We start from the raw sequence: 14,795 nt of genomic DNA, 5'->3' as shown, positions 1-14,795 counted from the left end.
TGCGCGGGTCAGATGCCCGTCCACGTATGAAGATCGTCTTCCGGTTCGGGGCCGTTGCGCAGCCGCGTCTGCCATCCGTGCTGGTCCCAGGTCGCGGGCTCGGTGCTCCGGATGAACTGTTCGACGGCCATCACGAAGCGCCCGGGGTCGGAGCGGAACGGGAAGTGGCCGGCGCCCTCGAACACCTCGAGCGTGGCCTGCGGCATCGCCGCCTGTGCCTGCGCGGCGTGGCGGTAGGGGATGACGCCGTCGCGGTCGCCCCAGATCATCAGCATCGGGATGTTCGAGGCCAGATAGCAGCGATCGAGCATCGTGACGACCTGGCCGTGCCAGTCGACGACGGAGCGCAGGGTTCGGGCGAACGCCTGGCGGGAGTGACTGTCGGGCGGGGTGTCGACGATCCTGGCCAGATCCAGAGCGTCGACGCCGAGGTCGTGATCGATGCGGCGCAGCAGACCGAGGCCGGCGGACAGCCAGGTCCGCGAGACCGGCAGCTGCAACAGCATGAGCAGCTCCGGCGCCAACGGCAGGGTCGCGAGTCGCAGCCAGGTCGAGACACCGCGCCCGGAGCCGCCGTTGGAGACCAGCACGATCCGCTCGACCAGCTGCGGGTACTGGTAGGCGAGCTGCATCGCGACGCCGCCGCCGAGCGAATGGCCGACGAGGGTGACTCGCTCCACGTCCAGCACGGACAGGAGGTCGCGCATGCCGTTGGCGAACCCGCCGATCGAGTAGTCGGCGCGCGGCTTGTCGGAGTCTCCGTGACCGAGCAGGTCGGGAGCGATGACCAGATGGTTCTCGGCGAACATCGGCAGGACGTCGTCCCAGGTCCGCGAGCTGTCGCCGATCCCGTGGATGAACATGATCGCGGAGCCGTCACCGCCGATGCGGAACGCGCGCTTGTAGCCGTGGATCACCCGCGACTGCTGCTCGATCACCCGCGTCATGACTGCACGCTAGTCGCCATGGGTTTCAACCGTGTTGCAGCCGCGCCAGCGGGGTGCCCCCGAAGGGGCCGCCCGGTGAACCGGGCGGCCCCGCGGTTGGGGTGGATGTGGGGGATCAGGGGTCGATCACGATGGTGCAGGTGACCGTCCGTGGTGACGGGTCGATCGCGATGCCCTCATGGGTGATCGTGTCGTCCCAACCGGTGGCGGTGCCGGTGTCCGGAGCGACGCCGGTGTTCTCGCAGGTCATCGACGTCAGGCTGGTCTCGCCAGAGCCGCCGTCACGGAAGTTGACCTGGATGTCGGCGAGTGGCGCGTTGGTGAACGTCGCGACCGCCGCACCAGTCGGCTGGTTGTCGGTGCAGTTCGTGCCGCTGACCACGGTGACGCTCTGTGCGTCGCCGGGGGCGTCGGCGTAGCCGGGAGGCGGCGACGTCTCCGTCACGTCGTAGTCGCCGAGCGAGAGTCCGGAGACGCAGACCTCACCGACATCGGCATCCTGGTCGCCGGCGCCGTTGTCGGTCACGCTGGTGCCGTCGTAGGAGAAGACCGCTCCGGGGTTGGTGACTGCCCCGCCCTTGGTGCTGTTCTTCAGGATCTTCAGCGCCCCGAGCTGGAGCTCGTTGGTGTAGGTGCAGTCGAGTACGTCGTCGGCGTCGTTGATCGCGAACGTCACCGTCGCACCGTTGATGCTGGGTGTCACCCCGGTGCTGGCGGCGCAGTTCACGCTGACGAAGGACCAGTCGGATGGGATCACGTCCTCCACGACTGTGTAGCCGGTGCCGAAGAGCACGGTCTTGCCGTAGTCCTTCACGCCGTCATCCTGGAGCGTGAACGTGTTCGCGGAGGCGGGATCGGTGCCGAACGCCTTGGTGTAGCCGAAGTTGGTGGCGTTGGGGTCCTCGTCCGGGAGCGTCTGCTTGCGGATGATCACCTGGCCGCAGTTCTGCAGGTTGATGCCGACAGGAGCAACGAAGTCCTTCAGCTGAGAGTTGAAGGCGTCGGACGAACGGCTCTTCAGCATCGCGCTGCCGAACGATGCGCACTTGTTGGGCTGGAACAGGAGCCGCAGGTCCAGCTGGGCCTCACCGAAGGTGCGCGCCTGCTTCGAGCCCGTGCTGATCAGGCCGTCGGACTCCGCGGCCGGGATGGTCGAGGAGTTGATGGTGCCGGCCGCGCACGGAGCGCCGCCGCAGGTGGCGGAGGGGACGTCCAGGTCGGTGGTCGGGCCCCAGGCGGTGCCGGTCCATCGGCGTGCGGAGATGTCTGCACGGGAGCCGCCCTGGTCGATGGCGTACTCGATGAGCAGGTCGCCGGCGGTGCGGACGACGTTGGGTCCGGAGGCACACTTGGTGCTGGACTGGTTGAACTCGAAGTCCATCAGCGTGGTGCCGCTCGGGTCGCTCACCCGGCTCCAGGCGAGGTTCAGGAAGCCGGGGTGGCTTCCGGTGCCGGCTTCACGGTAGACGTGGAAGCTCAGCAGGTCGCTCTTGTTCGGCGGGATCGAGTCGGTCACCTCGCCGGGACAGGAGGTGTCCTCCTTGACGCCGCCGGCGTAGGAGTTGTCGCCGGTGCCGTTGACCTTGTCGGTGGCCCGGATCTCGGTGACGTTCGCCCAGTCGAGCGAGGGGGCCGGGTCGTCGACCTTGAGGTTGGCGTCGACGTCGATCTCGAAGTTGCTGCCCGCGAGGCTGGCTTCGGGATGGGACGCCGAGGCGCCGGAGGCGACGAGTGCCGTGGCGACGAGGGCGGTGGCGCACAGCGCCGCCAACCTCTTGAAGAACCTCGGCTTGCTGGCGCGTGGTGTGAGTGAGCTCGGTGTCGAGCGCATGGCGTGTCCCCTTTCAGAGACCTCGCGGTCGCTGTCTACAGGAGAGGGCGGGCTCGCTCCCCAGAGGCGGGCTCCGTCGGCGCGTGCGGCTGCGGCCTGGACGGATGGTGTCTTCAGCGGGGGAGGGGCATCGGCTGGGGGATTCGACGCGCTTTCCTCGTTATTCGATCGGTATCACATGCGGTATCTCTGCGCATGCCGAAGATCGGGTAAGTGGGTTCTCGAGCTCATCGAGCGATCTGGCCCGCTCCCGTAGCCCTTACCTGCCCGTTACCGAACCTCAACGGCTCGGTCATCCCGGGCTCGGATCATGGATACCGAGGACCTTCCCCCACCTGTGCCCGACCATGTGAAGGAGCCGGAGATGACAGCTGAGGTGACACGTCCCGTGGGGAACGTCGACGTCCCGAACAGATTCAACCCGGAGAGCCGCATGGCCCGGTTCATCCGTTGGGCCGACGACTACACGCTGTGGGCGTTCAACCCGCCCGATGCGCTGGCGCCGGATGGGTCCCCGACCCGCCGGGCCATCGCCGATCTGCCGGACGACCCGGCCGCGACGCTCCGTGACCTCGAGAACCAGCGCTGCCAGGTCGACCGGCATCTCGAGGATCTGAACGACGAGAGTGCACGGGCCGTACGGCTGTTGCGGCGCCGCGGCTGGTCCTTCGGGCGGATCGCGGCGGAGACCGGGATCAGCAACCAGCGCGTCGCCCAGCTCGCACGTAGCTCGCTGGGCGCCGCCAGGTGATGATCCGGTGGTGACCGCGGCTCAGCGTGCCGCGGTCACCGTCTCGGGTCCGTCAGCGTCCTCGAGCGCGGCGGCGCTCCGGCCGAGCAGCGCTCGGGAGCAGACCAGGGAGATCACGGTGGTCACGACACCGAAGGCGACAGGTACGACGATGCTGCCGGAGGTGTCGAGCAGCCACTGCAGGATCATCGGCGTGGTGCCGCACAGCGCACCGGAGAGGCCGTACGTGACCGAGATGCCGGTGTAGCGGACGCGGGCCGGGAAGGCCTGGGCGAGCATGCCCGCCATGACCGCGTAGAACATCACGTCGGGGATGGTCGCCATCACCGCGCCGATCATCGCGAGCGTCCAGTTCCCGGTCCCCATCAGCACGAACATCAGCGCGAGCGCGGGAATCTCGAGGGCGAGCAGGACGGTGACCAGGGTGCGCGGGTTCCAGCGGGTGGCGAGCACCGCGCCGAACGGCTGCACGAAGAACTGCACGACGCTGGCGATCAGGATGATGGTGAGGAAGGAGTCCTTCTCGAAGCCGAGGTACGTGGTGGCCCAGGAGAGCGCGAAGGTGTCGCGGGCGTAGACGACCACGAAGACGCACAGGATGCCGAAGACGCCGAGGGTCAGCTCGCGGGAGTTGCTGCGGAACAGCTCGACCACCGGGACCCGGACGACCTCGTTGCGCTCCTGGAGGTCCTTCATCGCCGGGGACTCCTCGAGGCTGAGCCTGATCACGAGCCCGACCACGACCAGCGCGGCCGACGCCAGGAACGGCAGTCGCCAGGCCCATTCGAGAAGGGCGTCGTCGGGGAGCAGGCCGGTCACGGCGAGGAAGCTGAGAGTGGCCAGGATCCGGCCGGCGGGGGAGCCCTGCTGGGCGAAGGCGCCGAACAGGAAGCCGCGGTCGGGGCGGGTGTGCTCGGTCGCGATCAGCACCGCGCCGCCCCACTCACCACCCACGGCGAGGCCCTGCAGCAGCCGGAGCACGATCAGCAGCACCGGCGCGGCGGCACCGATGGCCGCGTGCGTCGGCAGCAGGCCGACGCCGACCGTGGTGACACCCATGAGCAGCAGCGTCAGGATCAAGGAGCGCTTGCGGCCGATCCGGTCACCGAGGTGGCCGAAGACCACGCCGCCGAGCGGCCGGGTCAGGAACCCCACGGCGAAGGTCGCGAAGGAGAGCAGGGTCGCGACCGCGGGCTCGGCGTTGCTGAAGAACAGTGGCCCGAAGACCAGAGCGGACGCGGTGCCGTAGATGTAGAAGTCGTACCACTCGATGGTGGTGCCGACGAAGGCGGCGATGCCCGCCTTGCGGGCCATCCGTTCGTCGGGGACGCGCGTTGACTGGGTCATGGGGACTGCTCCTCCGGGGGTTGTGTGTCGTCACGCACCGGAATGCTGTGTGACCGCGTTCACACTAGAAACCCGCGCCATTGCACGTCCAACACCAAATCTAGATAGCATTGATATCACTCGTGAGCCCAATGATGCTCCGGGCATGCCAAGGCCGCCGATCTCCCGACGGGAGGATCGGCGGCTCTCGTGAGGCGTCAGGGGAGGACCAGCGTGATGCTCTCCGCGACGCAGACCGGTCGCTCGGTGCCCTCCGCCTCGACGGTCCAGCCGACCAGCACCTGAGTTCCGGCCGGGACCGCCCGGACCTCCTTGATCCGCGGCGTGGCCCGGATCTTCGTGCCGACCTTGACGGGGGCGGGGAACCGCACCTTCTCGAGGCCGTAGTTGAGCCGAGCGGAGCCGGTATCGATGGTGTAGAGCTCGGCTGCGAAGGCCGGCAGCATCGACAGCGTGAGGTAGCCGTGCGCGATGGTGCCGCCGAAGGACGAGGCGGTGGCACGCTCGACGTCGACGTGGATCCACTGCTGGTCGCCGCTGAGCTCCGCGAAACGGTCCACGCGTTCCTGGGTCATCTGCACCCAGTCCGTGGTGCCGAGCTCCTCGCCGACAGCGGCCTCGATCGCCGCGATCGAGGTGAACGTACGCATCAGACCACCCGCTCGAAGACGGCGGCGAGGCCCTGGCCGCCACCGATGCACATGGTCTCGAGGCCGTAGCGGGCCTCGCGGCGGTGCAGCTCGCGGGCGAGCGTGCCGAGCATTCGTACGCCGGTGGCGCCGACGGGGTGGCCGAGGGAGATGCCGGAGCCGTGGACATTGGTGCGCTCGAGATCGTCGTCGGTGAACTTCCACTCCCGCATCACCGCCAGCGCCTGGGCGGCGAAGGCCTCGTTGAGCTCGATGACGTCGATGTCGGCGAGGGTCAGACCGGCCTTGGCGAGGGCCGCCTCCGTGGCGGGGACGGGGCCGATGCCCATCACGTCAGGACGTACGCCGGCGGCGGCCCAGGACACGAGCCGGACCAGGGGCCGCAGACCGAGGCTCTCGGCGAGGTCGGCGGTCGTGACCAGGCACATGGCGGCCGCATCGTTCTGGCCGCTGGCGTTGCCGGCGGTCACGGTCGCCTCGGGGTCGGAGGAGCCGAGGATCGGCCGCAGTTTCGCGAGCGACTCGAGAGTGGTGTCGGCGCGGGGGTGCTCGTCGGTGTCGACGATGACATCGCCCTTCCGGGACGGGACGGTGACCGGCACGATCTCCTCGGCGAAGACACCGCTCTGCTGAGCGGCGACGGCGTGCTGGTGGGAGCTGACGGCGAGCCGGTCCTGCTCCTCGCGGCCGATGGCGTACTCCCGGCGCAGGTTCTCGGCGGTCTCGAGCATGCCGCCGGGCACCGGGTGGAACCGGCCGCCCGGGGTCTGCCGACCGCGGGTGAGGCCGTCGTGGATCTGTACGCCGCTGCGTGCGCCGCCCCAGCGCATGTCGAGGGAGTAGAAGGCGACGTTGCTCATCGACTCCGCGCCGCCGGCCACCACGATCTCGCTGGCACCGGAGGCTACCTGCATCACCGCGTTGGCGACGGCCTGCAGCCCGGAGCCGCAGCGACGGTCGACCTGCTGACCGCCGACGGTGACCGGGAGCCCGGCGTCGAGTCCGACCACACGGCCGATCGCCGGTGCCTCGGCGTTGGAGTAGCAGTGGCCGAGGATGACGTCGTCGATCCGCTCCGGGTCGATGCCGGTGCGGGCGAGCAGCCCCTGCAGCGCGGTGACGCCGAGATCGACCGGGCTCAGGTCCTTGAAGACGCCGCCGTAGCGGCCGATCGGGGTGCGGACGGGTTCGCAGATGACCACGTCGCGGGCGGTGTCACTCATGGTTGGTGCCTTTCGGGGTGAGGGTGGCCAGCTCTGCGGTCAGGCCGGCCAGCGCGGTGCCGTCGGGGCGCCGCAGCGCGACCTCGACAGAGTCGGGCGCTGTGTCGGGGTGGGGGCGGTCGACCCGGACCTGGGCAGGGTCGCCGCAGAACAGGGGAGCGGTGTTGCGATGCCGCAGGTGGCGTACGACGCGGTCGGGGTGGGTCAGCCGAAGGACCTCGGCGAGCACCAGGGTCGAGAGCGGGCCGTGCACGACCAGACCGGGATAGCCCTCGACCCGGGTGGCGTACGGCCAGTCGTAGTGGATCCGGTGCGGGTTGGCGGTCGCCGCGCTGAACCGCATGAGCAGGGTCGCGTCGGTGACGAACCGCCAGCCGTCGTCCTCGGCCACCAGCGGCGGGCCGGCCGGTGAGATCGCGGAGGCGGGCTCGGGGTCCGGGAACGACGTCGGTGCCGGCGCGGCATCGCGGTAGATCAGGTCTTGCCGCTCCTCCACGAGCAGGTCGTCCCGGTCGGCGTCGAGGAGCCGGGTGACCACCGTGACGATCGCCAGCCGCCCGCTGCGACCCGACTTCTCCTCGACCGAGACGACCTCGGACTCGCGGACGACCTCGGTGCCGACCCGCAGGTCGCCGTGGAAGGTCACCTCGCCGCCGGCGAACATCCGCCGGGGCAGGTCGATCGGCGGCAGGAAGTCGCCGCGGCGCGGGTGCCCGTCGCCGCCTATCACCGACGACATCGGCCAGCGCGGAAGCGCCACCCGGTGCCACAACGGCGGGAGTACGTCCCCGGCGGCGGGCACCGGAGAGCCGCTGTCGAGGAGAGCGCCGAGAGCGGCGACAGGCCCTGCATCGAGGGTCTCGACCGAGGTCACCCGCCGCGGCCGCCAGGTCACATGAACCTTCCGCCGGTGACCTCGGCGACCGTGCCGGTCATGTAGGAGGAGAGCGAGGAGGCGAAGAAGAGCGCGACGTTGGCGATCTCGGCCGGCTCACCGGCGCGACCCATCGGGATCTCGGCCATCTTCTCGTCCCAGATCCGCTGCGGCATCGCCTCGGTCATGGCGGAGCGGATCAGCCCCGGCTGGATCGCGTTGACCCGGACCCCGTGGTGGGCCATCTCCTTGGCCGCGGCCTTGGTCAGCCCGACGATGCCGGCCTTCGCGGCCGAGTAGTTGGTCTGCCCGACCATGCCGACCTTGCCGGAGATCGAGGAGATGTTCACGATCGCGCCGGACTTCTGCTCGCGCATCCGGGCGGCGGCGAGCCGGGTGCCGTGCCAGCAGCCCTTGAGGTGCACCGCGATGACCTGGTCGAACTGGTCCTCGGTCATCTTCCGCATCGTCGCGTCGCGGGTGATGCCGGCGTTGTTGACGACGATGTCGAGCGAGCCGTACGTCGCGACCGCGGTCTCCAGCGCGCGCTCCACGTCCTCCCCGTTCACCACGTCGCAGGCGATGCCGGTGGCCACGTCCGGGCCGAGCTCCTTGGCCGCGGCCTCGGCGGCGGCGCCGTCGAGATCGGCGAGCACGACGCGTGCTCCCTCCGCGACGAAGCGCTCGGCGACGGCGAGGCCGATGCCCTGCGCGCCCCCGCTGATGACCGCGGTCCGGTTCTCGAGAAGTGCCATGTCAGTTCTTTCCCTTCTGGTCGCGCGCCACCAGCTGAGCGGCGATCACGTTGCGCTGGATCTCGTTGGTGCCCTCGCCGACGATCATCAGCGGGGCGTCGCGGAAGTAGCGCTCCACGTCGTACTCCTTGGAGTAGCCGTAGCCGCCGTGCACCCGCACCGCGTCGAGGGCGACCTGCATGGCCGCCTCCGAGGCGAAGAGCTTGGCCATCCCGGCCTCCATGTCGGCGCGGTCGCCGGCGTCGAGCCGCTCGGCCGCGTCGAGGGTCATCAGCCGGGCGGCGCGCATCTTGGTGCCCATCTCGGCGAGCAGGTTGCCGACCGACTGGTGCTTCCAGATCGGCTTCCCGAAGCTCTCCCGGGTCTGGGCGTAGGAGAGCGCGTCGTCGAGCGCGGCCTGGCCGACGCCGACGGCGCGGGCCGCCACCTGGATCCGGCCGACCTCGAGGCCGCGCATCATGTGGCCCCAGCCGAGGTGGGGTGTGCCGCCGAGTACCGCGGTCGCGGGCACCCGCATCTTGTCGAAGGTGAGCTCACAGGCCTCGACGCCGCGGTAGCCGAGCTTGGGGATCTTGCCCGAGACGGTGAGCCCGTCGCCGGGTTCGACCAGCACCACGCTCATGCCCTGATGGGCGGGCGAGGCGGAGCGGTCGGTGACGCAGAGCAGCCCGATCAGGCCGGCGTGCTGGGCGTTGGAGATCCAGGTCTTCGAGCCGGTGATGACCAGCTCGTCGCCGTCGGTGTCGGCGAACGTACGCATTCCCTGCAGGTCGCTGCCGCCGGACGGCTCGGTCAGCGCCATCGTGGCGCGCAGGCTGCCGTCGGCCATCCGGGGCAGGTAGGACTCCTGCTGCTCCGGGGTCCCGAAGTGGCGGACCAGATAGCTGATCACCGAGTGTCCGCCGATCGCGCCAGCCAGGCTCATCCAGCCACGGGCGAGCTCTTCGGTGACCCGCGCGAAACAGGCCGTGCTCACGTCGACGCCGCCGTGCTCGGCGGGCACCAAGAGGCCGAAGAAGCCGAGCTTCTTCATCTCCTCGATGAGCTCCTCGGGGTAGATGTCGTCCGCCTCGAACTCGCGCACCCGGGGGCGTACGCGCTCGTCGACGAAGTCGGCGACGAGCCGGACCATGTCCTGCTCGTCGGGGGTCAGGCTGCTCATCTGGCTGCTCCTGGGGTGGGTCGGTTGAGGGAGACGATGCGGCGGGCGCGGGCGACGACGGGGGCGTCGGCCATCCGGCCGTCGACGAGGGCGACGCCGTCCTCGGTCGCGGCGGCCAGGACCCGCTCTGCCCAGGCGACGTCGTCGTGGCTGGGTGCCAGGGCCGTGGCGGCGGGAGCCACCTGGCCGGGGTGGATGCAGAGCTTGCCGGCGAACCCGAGAGCCGCGGCGGCCGAGACGTCGGCGGTCAGCCGCTCGTGATCGCGTACGTCGCCGGTGACACCGTCGATCGGGCCGGCCAGGCCGCCGACCGCCGAGGCCAGCACCAGGTTGCCGCGCGCGGGCGCGAGCGCGGGTGCGTGCTCGGGATCGACCCCGAGCTCGGCGGCCAGGTCATAGCTGCCGAAGGCGAGGCGTACGACTCCGGGGGAGCGGGCCAGGTCGATGGCCCGCACGACGCCGAGCGCGGTCTCGACCAGCGCCACGACGGCGGAGCCGTCGGGGAGCGCGGCCAGGACGGCCGCCACGGTCTCCGGGCTGTCGGCCTTCGGCAGCACCACCAGCGACGGCCCGTCGAGGGCCGCGAGCGCGGCGATGTCGGCATCGTGCCACGCGGTGCTGGCGGCGTTGATCCGCACGGCGACGGTGACGCCTGCTCGGGGGAGCCAGTCGGTGACGTGGGTGCGGGCCGCGTCCTTGTGCGCCGGGGCGACGGCGTCCTCGAGGTCGAGGACTACGACGTCGGGGCCGGCGGCGGCAGCCTTGGCGAACCGCTCCGGCCGGTCCCCGGGGACGAACAGCCAGGTGCGTGCCGTCCCGGCGATCTCGGCGGTGCTCATCGCGCCACCACCTCCCGGGTGCCGATGACGCCGCGGGTGAGCAGGTCGTCCAGCTGCTCCGTGGCCAGGCCGAGGGCGCCGGCGAGCACATCCCCGGTGTCCTGCCCGACCGCGGGGGCTGGCCGGGGCGCGCTCCGGTGGCCGTCGACGGTGATCGGCGCGCCCGGGGCGAGCAGCTCGCCGACGCCGGGCTGGGTGACGGTCGAGAACAGCGGGTGCTCGCGCAGCAGCCGGGCGTCGTCGGCGGCGAGGTCGCGGAAGCTGCGGTAGGGCGACCACAGGATCCGGGTCTTCGACAGCGCCCTCGTGACGTACGCCGTGTCGTGCTGCTCGAACCAGGCGGCGATGAGGCCGCCGAGCACGGTGCGGTGCCGGAACCGCGCGCCCTCGTCGGAGAAGTCGGCATCGAGCGCGCGGGCCAGCGCGGCCACCGCCTCGGCGAGTCCGGTCATGCCCAGCAGGTCCGACCACTGCCGTGGGGTGAGGGCCACCAGCATGAAGCGGTCGCCGTCCGCGGTGGTGAAGTCGCGGCCGAAGGTGCCGTAGACGTGGTTGCCGATCGAGCCCCGTTCGCCTGTGGGCCGCAGCTGCGCCTCGGCGAGATAGCCGAGGTTGCCGGCGGCCGCGAGGGCGACGTCCTCCAGCGCGACCCGCACCTCGGCGCCCTCGCCGGTGACCGCGCGCCGGCGCTCGGCGGCGAGCAGACCGGTCGCGAGGTGGAGCCCGGCCGCGAGGTCCCACGCCGGCACCACGCCGTTCACCGGCGCCGCATGCTCCTCCGGGCCGGTCACGAGCGGGAAGCCGGTGCCGGCCTGCACGGTGTAGTCGACGGCGGTCCCGCCGTCGTGACGGCCGGTGAGGAGCACGTGGATGACGTCGTCGCGGCGGACGCGCAGCGCGGCGTACCCGAGCTCCGACCAGCGCTCGGTGTTGGTGACCACGATGCCGCCGGACGGGCCGCCCGAGACGACCAGGTCCGCGACCAGCTGCCGCCCCTCCGGGTGGGTGCAGTCGACGGCGATGGCCTTCTTGCCGGGGTTGAGCCCGTTCCAGTAGAGGCTGGCGCCGTCGTCGCTCAGCGGCCAGCGAGTCCGGTCGGGCGCACCTTCGAGCGGCTCGACGCGGATCACCTCCGCACCGAGCTGCGCCAGGGTGGTGCCGCACAGCGGGGTGGCGACGAAGCTGGACACCTCGACCACCCGCAGGCCGGCGAGCGGTCCGGGAGCGGGGTCAGGCGTGGGGTCAGCGGTGGTCATGGAACACCCTTTCTGCGGAGGGCTCGGAGGACGGGGCCGAGGGGCCGGCCATCGCCCAGGTCAGGGCGACCGCGGCGACCGGCACGCCGTAGACCAGGGAGAGGTTCCCGGTCGGGTAGGCGATCGCGACCCAGGAGTAGCCGACGGCGAGGCCGGTGAAGCGGAGCATGTTGTGGAGGCCGAGCGCGACACCGTCGGCGGCGGCCGGCGAGGTCATCAGACCGAGCGCGGAGGTCGCCTGGACGACGCCGATCGCCGCGCCTGTCAGCACGAGCGCGGCCACGGTGAGCGTCACGATCGTGCCGGGCCCGGAGGTGGTCGCGGCCAGAGGGAGGGCCAGCAGGCCGAGCGCGAGCAGCACCAGTCCGCCGCGCAGCGTGCGCCGGGCGGTGAACCGTTCGGTGACCCGGGAGGAGAGCGGTGCCGCGAGCGTCATCGCCAGGGCCAGCGCGAGCATGGTGATGCCGATGTGTCCCGGGCCCAGGCCGAGGTCGCGGCCCAGGTGCAGGGGAGTGGCGACGATCGCGACACCGAGGCAGCCCATCACCGTGCCCGCGGCCATCGTGCTCGCGACGAACCTCCGCTCGGTGAGGAGGCCGGGTGGGACGAACGGTCCGGCACTGGTGCGCCCGAGTTGGCTGTGCACGGCCAGGGCGAGCACACCCACGGCCGCCATCCCCGCGGCCACCGCGATCTCGCCGTGCTGCCCGAGCCAGCTGACGGCGCCGACGAGCGCGCCGATCCCGACCAGGAGCGTCGCCATCCCGCTGACGTGGAGCGGAGCGTACGAGGCGGGCACGTCGGGCACCACGGTCAGGCACAGCACCAGCAGCACGGCGCTGAGGGTCGCGTGGGTGATGAACACCCAGCGCCAGCCGAGGGTGTCGGCGACCAGTCCGCCGAGGGGCGGCCCGAGCGCCTGGCCGACGCCGATCGCGGCCGCCCAGGCGGCCATCACCCGCGCCCGGTTGCCGGCCCAGTGCCGGCCGAGCACCTGCTGGATCGCGGGCGGCACCGCCGAGCACGCGATCCCCTGCAGGGCACGCATCACGACCAGGAACCCGAGTCCCTGGCTGAACGCCGCGCCCGCCTGCGCGGCCACCATCAGCAGCAGCGAGCCGGCGAGCACCCGCCGGGAGCCGAACCGCTGACACATCCAGCCCGAGACCGGGGCGAAGACGACCATCGCCAGGGTGAAGGCGCTGACCGCGAAGACGATCCCTCGCGGCGAGGCCCCGATCGCGTGGGCGATCACGTTGATCGGTGCGCTGATGATGGTGCTCGACAGGGTGCCGAGCGTGGAGCACGCCAGCAGGGCGACGTACGCCGACCGGCGCGGTTCTAACGTGACGGTGGACGCGCTCATCGGAGGTAGAGCCGCACCGTGTCGATCTCGTCGCGGAGCAGCCGGACCTCCTCGACGGTCGGCCGGGCGGTCTCGCGTACGTCATCGGCGACGGCGATGTCCCACCCGGTGGCGGCGCGGACGTCGTCGACGGTGAGGCCCGGGTGGACCTCACTGATCTCGAGCTCGCCGAGCTTGTCGGGGCGGCGCAGCACCGCCATCGGGGTGATCACGGTCGAGACCCCGTGGCCGCGAGGCACCATCCGGGGGTCCTCCTCGTACGCGCGCACCGGGCTGGGCGAGGTGCAGAAGTCGAGCTGCGCCGGAAGGGCGCCGGGGTCGTGGCGGCGCAGCACGACGATGCACTCGCCCGCGTTCGGCATGATCTCCGCGGCGCCGCCGGCACCGGGAAGACGGACGGCGGGCTTGTCCCAGTCGCCGATGAAGCTGGTGTTGAGGCTGCCCCAGCGGTCGATCTGGGCGGCGCCGAGGAAGCCGACGTCGACATGGCCGCGTTGCAGCACGTAGCCGAAGAGCGCGGGCATGCTCAGCACCGCGGCGGCGCCGGAGACCAGCACCGAGTCGGCGATGCCCTCCGCCAGGCCCTCCGGCTGTGCGCCGCAGACGCCGGACTCGTAGACCAGCTCGACGTCGGGGTTCACCGTGCGGCGGGCCAGGTCGACGGCGAGCGTCGGCAGCCCGACGCCCGCGAAGACCCGGTGCTTGCCGACGAGCTGCCGGGCCGCGACCGCGGCGAGGAACTCGGTGCTGGACGGAGCCACGTCCGAGAGCGGCGTGCTCATGAGGCCTCCTGGGCGGACACTCGGCGGCGGCCGAAGTCGACGGGCTGCGATGGCCGAGGAGCGACACCGAGCCCGTCCCAGCGCTCCGCGCCGAGCTTCTCGAGGTACGCAGCGCGGTCGGGCACCCGGTGCACCCACTCCTCGAGCCAGCCGAGCACCGCCTCGCGGTCGCGGCTGATCGGTGTCCACTCGCGGTAGAAGGCGTTGTCGCGGTCGTAGTGGCCCTGCGTGTAGGACGGATGCGCGCCGCCGGGGACCTCCACCACGGCGGTGACCGCGTGGGACGGCAGCACGGTGCGGTTCGGGTCGGAGCGGACCACGTCCTCCTCGACGATCTCCTCGACGGTCGCGATCACGGTCTCGGCCGCGTACGCCGCCTCCTGCTGGGCCCCGACGATGCCCCACATCTGGACGTTGCCGGAGCGGTCGGCGCGCTGGGCGTGGACGATCGTCACGTCCGGGCGCAGCGGCGGCACGACGTAGATGTCGGGTCCGCCGTAGGGGTCGGAGACCTTGCGGATCAGCGGGTTGAGCTTCGGGAGGTCGCTGCCGGCGTAGGAGCGGAGCGGGAAGAACGGCAGCCCTGCGGCGCCGGCCTGGTAGCGGCAGACCATGCCGTAGTGGCTGTACTCCTCCACCTCGAGCGGTTGCGGGTCGGCGTTCTCGACCCGCCGACGGACCTCGTGCAGGGAGCCCGCCGAGCCGCTGGCGAAGAACGAGGCCACGAGCTTGGAGACGCAGCCCGCGGCGATCATCTGGTCGGCCAGCAGATCGGGGGTCATTCGGCAGAACGTCAGGTTCCGACGGCCCTGGCGGATGATCTCGTGCCCCGCGGCGAACGGGATCAGGTGGCCGAAGCCCTCCAGTGCGACCGTCATGCCGTCCCGTACGTGGGCGGCCACCGCCGAGCTGAGATCGGTGACCTTGTCGGGCGCGGCCATGGGTGCTCCTCGGGGCGGACGGGGATTGGTCAGTGGCCCCAGCCTGCCGCCAGCCGCATGCCGAACTCCAA

General features: G+C 71.3%; 14 protein-coding genes. 1 reads left to right on the top strand and 13 read right to left on the bottom strand.

The window, feature by feature from the left end; all coding sequences use genetic code 11:
* Nucleotides 1-8: 8 nt before the first annotated feature.
* Nucleotides 9-947, bottom strand: a complete 939-nt coding sequence (locus tag ABZY89_RS07890; RefSeq protein ID WP_355226099.1) for an alpha/beta hydrolase — start codon at nucleotides 945-947, stop codon at nucleotides 9-11.
* Nucleotides 948-1,062: 115 nt separating this feature from the next.
* Nucleotides 1,063-2,778: a hypothetical protein gene (locus tag ABZY89_RS07885; protein ID WP_355226098.1), complete on the bottom strand. Its 1,716-nt coding sequence runs from the start codon at nucleotides 2,776-2,778 to the stop codon at nucleotides 1,063-1,065.
* A 364-nt stretch (nucleotides 2,779-3,142) separates the two neighbouring features.
* Between ABZY89_RS07885 and ABZY89_RS07880 the strand changes: the two genes are divergently transcribed.
* Nucleotides 3,143-3,529: a hypothetical protein gene (locus ABZY89_RS07880; protein ID WP_355226096.1), complete on the top strand. Its 387-nt coding sequence runs from the start codon at nucleotides 3,143-3,145 to the stop codon at nucleotides 3,527-3,529.
* A gap of 21 nt (nucleotides 3,530-3,550) precedes the next feature.
* Here the strand turns inward: ABZY89_RS07880 and ABZY89_RS07875 are convergent, their stop codons facing one another.
* The 11 genes from ABZY89_RS07875 to ABZY89_RS07825 form a co-directional block, all read right to left on the bottom strand.
* The gene (locus ABZY89_RS07875; protein WP_355226094.1) at nucleotides 3,551-4,876 is read right to left on the bottom strand and encodes an MFS transporter; all 1,326 of its coding nucleotides are present in this window, start codon (nucleotides 4,874-4,876) and stop codon (nucleotides 3,551-3,553) included.
* 197 nt (nucleotides 4,877-5,073) lie between these two features.
* A complete protein-coding gene (locus ABZY89_RS07870) occupies nucleotides 5,074-5,526 on the bottom strand; it encodes a MaoC family dehydratase (RefSeq protein WP_355226093.1) in 453 nt (150 codons plus the stop codon).
* Nucleotides 5,526-6,749: an acetyl-CoA C-acetyltransferase gene (locus ABZY89_RS07865; protein ID WP_355226091.1), complete on the bottom strand. Its 1,224-nt coding sequence runs from the start codon at nucleotides 6,747-6,749 to the stop codon at nucleotides 5,526-5,528. Before ABZY89_RS07865 ends, ABZY89_RS07870 begins: the two co-directional genes overlap by 1 nt.
* Nucleotides 6,742-7,644, bottom strand: coding sequence for a MaoC family dehydratase N-terminal domain-containing protein (locus tag ABZY89_RS07860; RefSeq protein WP_355226089.1), 903 nt, complete (start codon nucleotides 7,642-7,644; stop codon nucleotides 6,742-6,744). Before ABZY89_RS07860 ends, ABZY89_RS07865 begins: the two co-directional genes overlap by 8 nt.
* Nucleotides 7,641-8,378: a 3-oxoacyl-ACP reductase FabG gene (gene fabG / locus ABZY89_RS07855; protein ID WP_355226087.1), complete on the bottom strand. Its 738-nt coding sequence runs from the start codon at nucleotides 8,376-8,378 to the stop codon at nucleotides 7,641-7,643. The genes ABZY89_RS07860 and fabG overlap by 4 nt, the downstream gene beginning before the upstream one ends.
* A 1-nt stretch (nucleotide 8,379) precedes the next feature.
* Nucleotides 8,380-9,540: an acyl-CoA dehydrogenase family protein gene (locus tag ABZY89_RS07850; RefSeq protein ID WP_355226086.1), complete on the bottom strand. Its 1,161-nt coding sequence runs from the start codon at nucleotides 9,538-9,540 to the stop codon at nucleotides 8,380-8,382.
* Complete coding sequence (locus ABZY89_RS07845; RefSeq protein ID WP_355226084.1) at nucleotides 9,537-10,379, bottom strand: CoA ester lyase; 843 nt, start codon at nucleotides 10,377-10,379, stop codon at nucleotides 9,537-9,539. The genes ABZY89_RS07850 and ABZY89_RS07845 overlap by 4 nt, the downstream gene beginning before the upstream one ends.
* Complete coding sequence (locus tag ABZY89_RS07840; protein WP_355226082.1) at nucleotides 10,376-11,635, bottom strand: CoA transferase; 1,260 nt, start codon at nucleotides 11,633-11,635, stop codon at nucleotides 10,376-10,378. The genes ABZY89_RS07845 and ABZY89_RS07840 overlap by 4 nt, the downstream gene beginning before the upstream one ends.
* Nucleotides 11,622-13,001 (bottom strand): MFS transporter, encoded by a 1,380-nt coding sequence (locus ABZY89_RS07835; RefSeq protein WP_355226081.1) that lies wholly within the window; start codon nucleotides 12,999-13,001, stop codon nucleotides 11,622-11,624. Before ABZY89_RS07835 ends, ABZY89_RS07840 begins: the two co-directional genes overlap by 14 nt.
* Entirely contained in the window at nucleotides 12,998-13,783 is a 786-nt protein-coding gene (locus tag ABZY89_RS07830; protein ID WP_355226079.1) for a CoA-transferase, read from the bottom strand. Before ABZY89_RS07830 ends, ABZY89_RS07835 begins: the two co-directional genes overlap by 4 nt.
* Nucleotides 13,780-14,724 carry a CoA-transferase gene (locus ABZY89_RS07825; RefSeq protein ID WP_355226078.1) on the bottom strand — a complete coding sequence of 315 codons (945 nt, stop codon included), beginning with the start codon at nucleotides 14,722-14,724 and terminating at the stop codon, nucleotides 13,780-13,782. The genes ABZY89_RS07830 and ABZY89_RS07825 overlap by 4 nt, the downstream gene beginning before the upstream one ends.
* Nucleotides 14,725-14,795 lie beyond the last annotated feature (71 nt).

Origin of the sequence: Nocardioides sp. NPDC006303 (genome assembly GCF_040613175.1) — a bacterium.
In the GTDB taxonomy this organism is placed as follows: domain Bacteria; phylum Actinomycetota; class Actinomycetes; order Propionibacteriales; family Nocardioidaceae; genus Nocardioides.
Note: the sequence above shows the minus strand (reverse complement) of the source record. Positions and strands in the feature narration are given on the sequence as shown.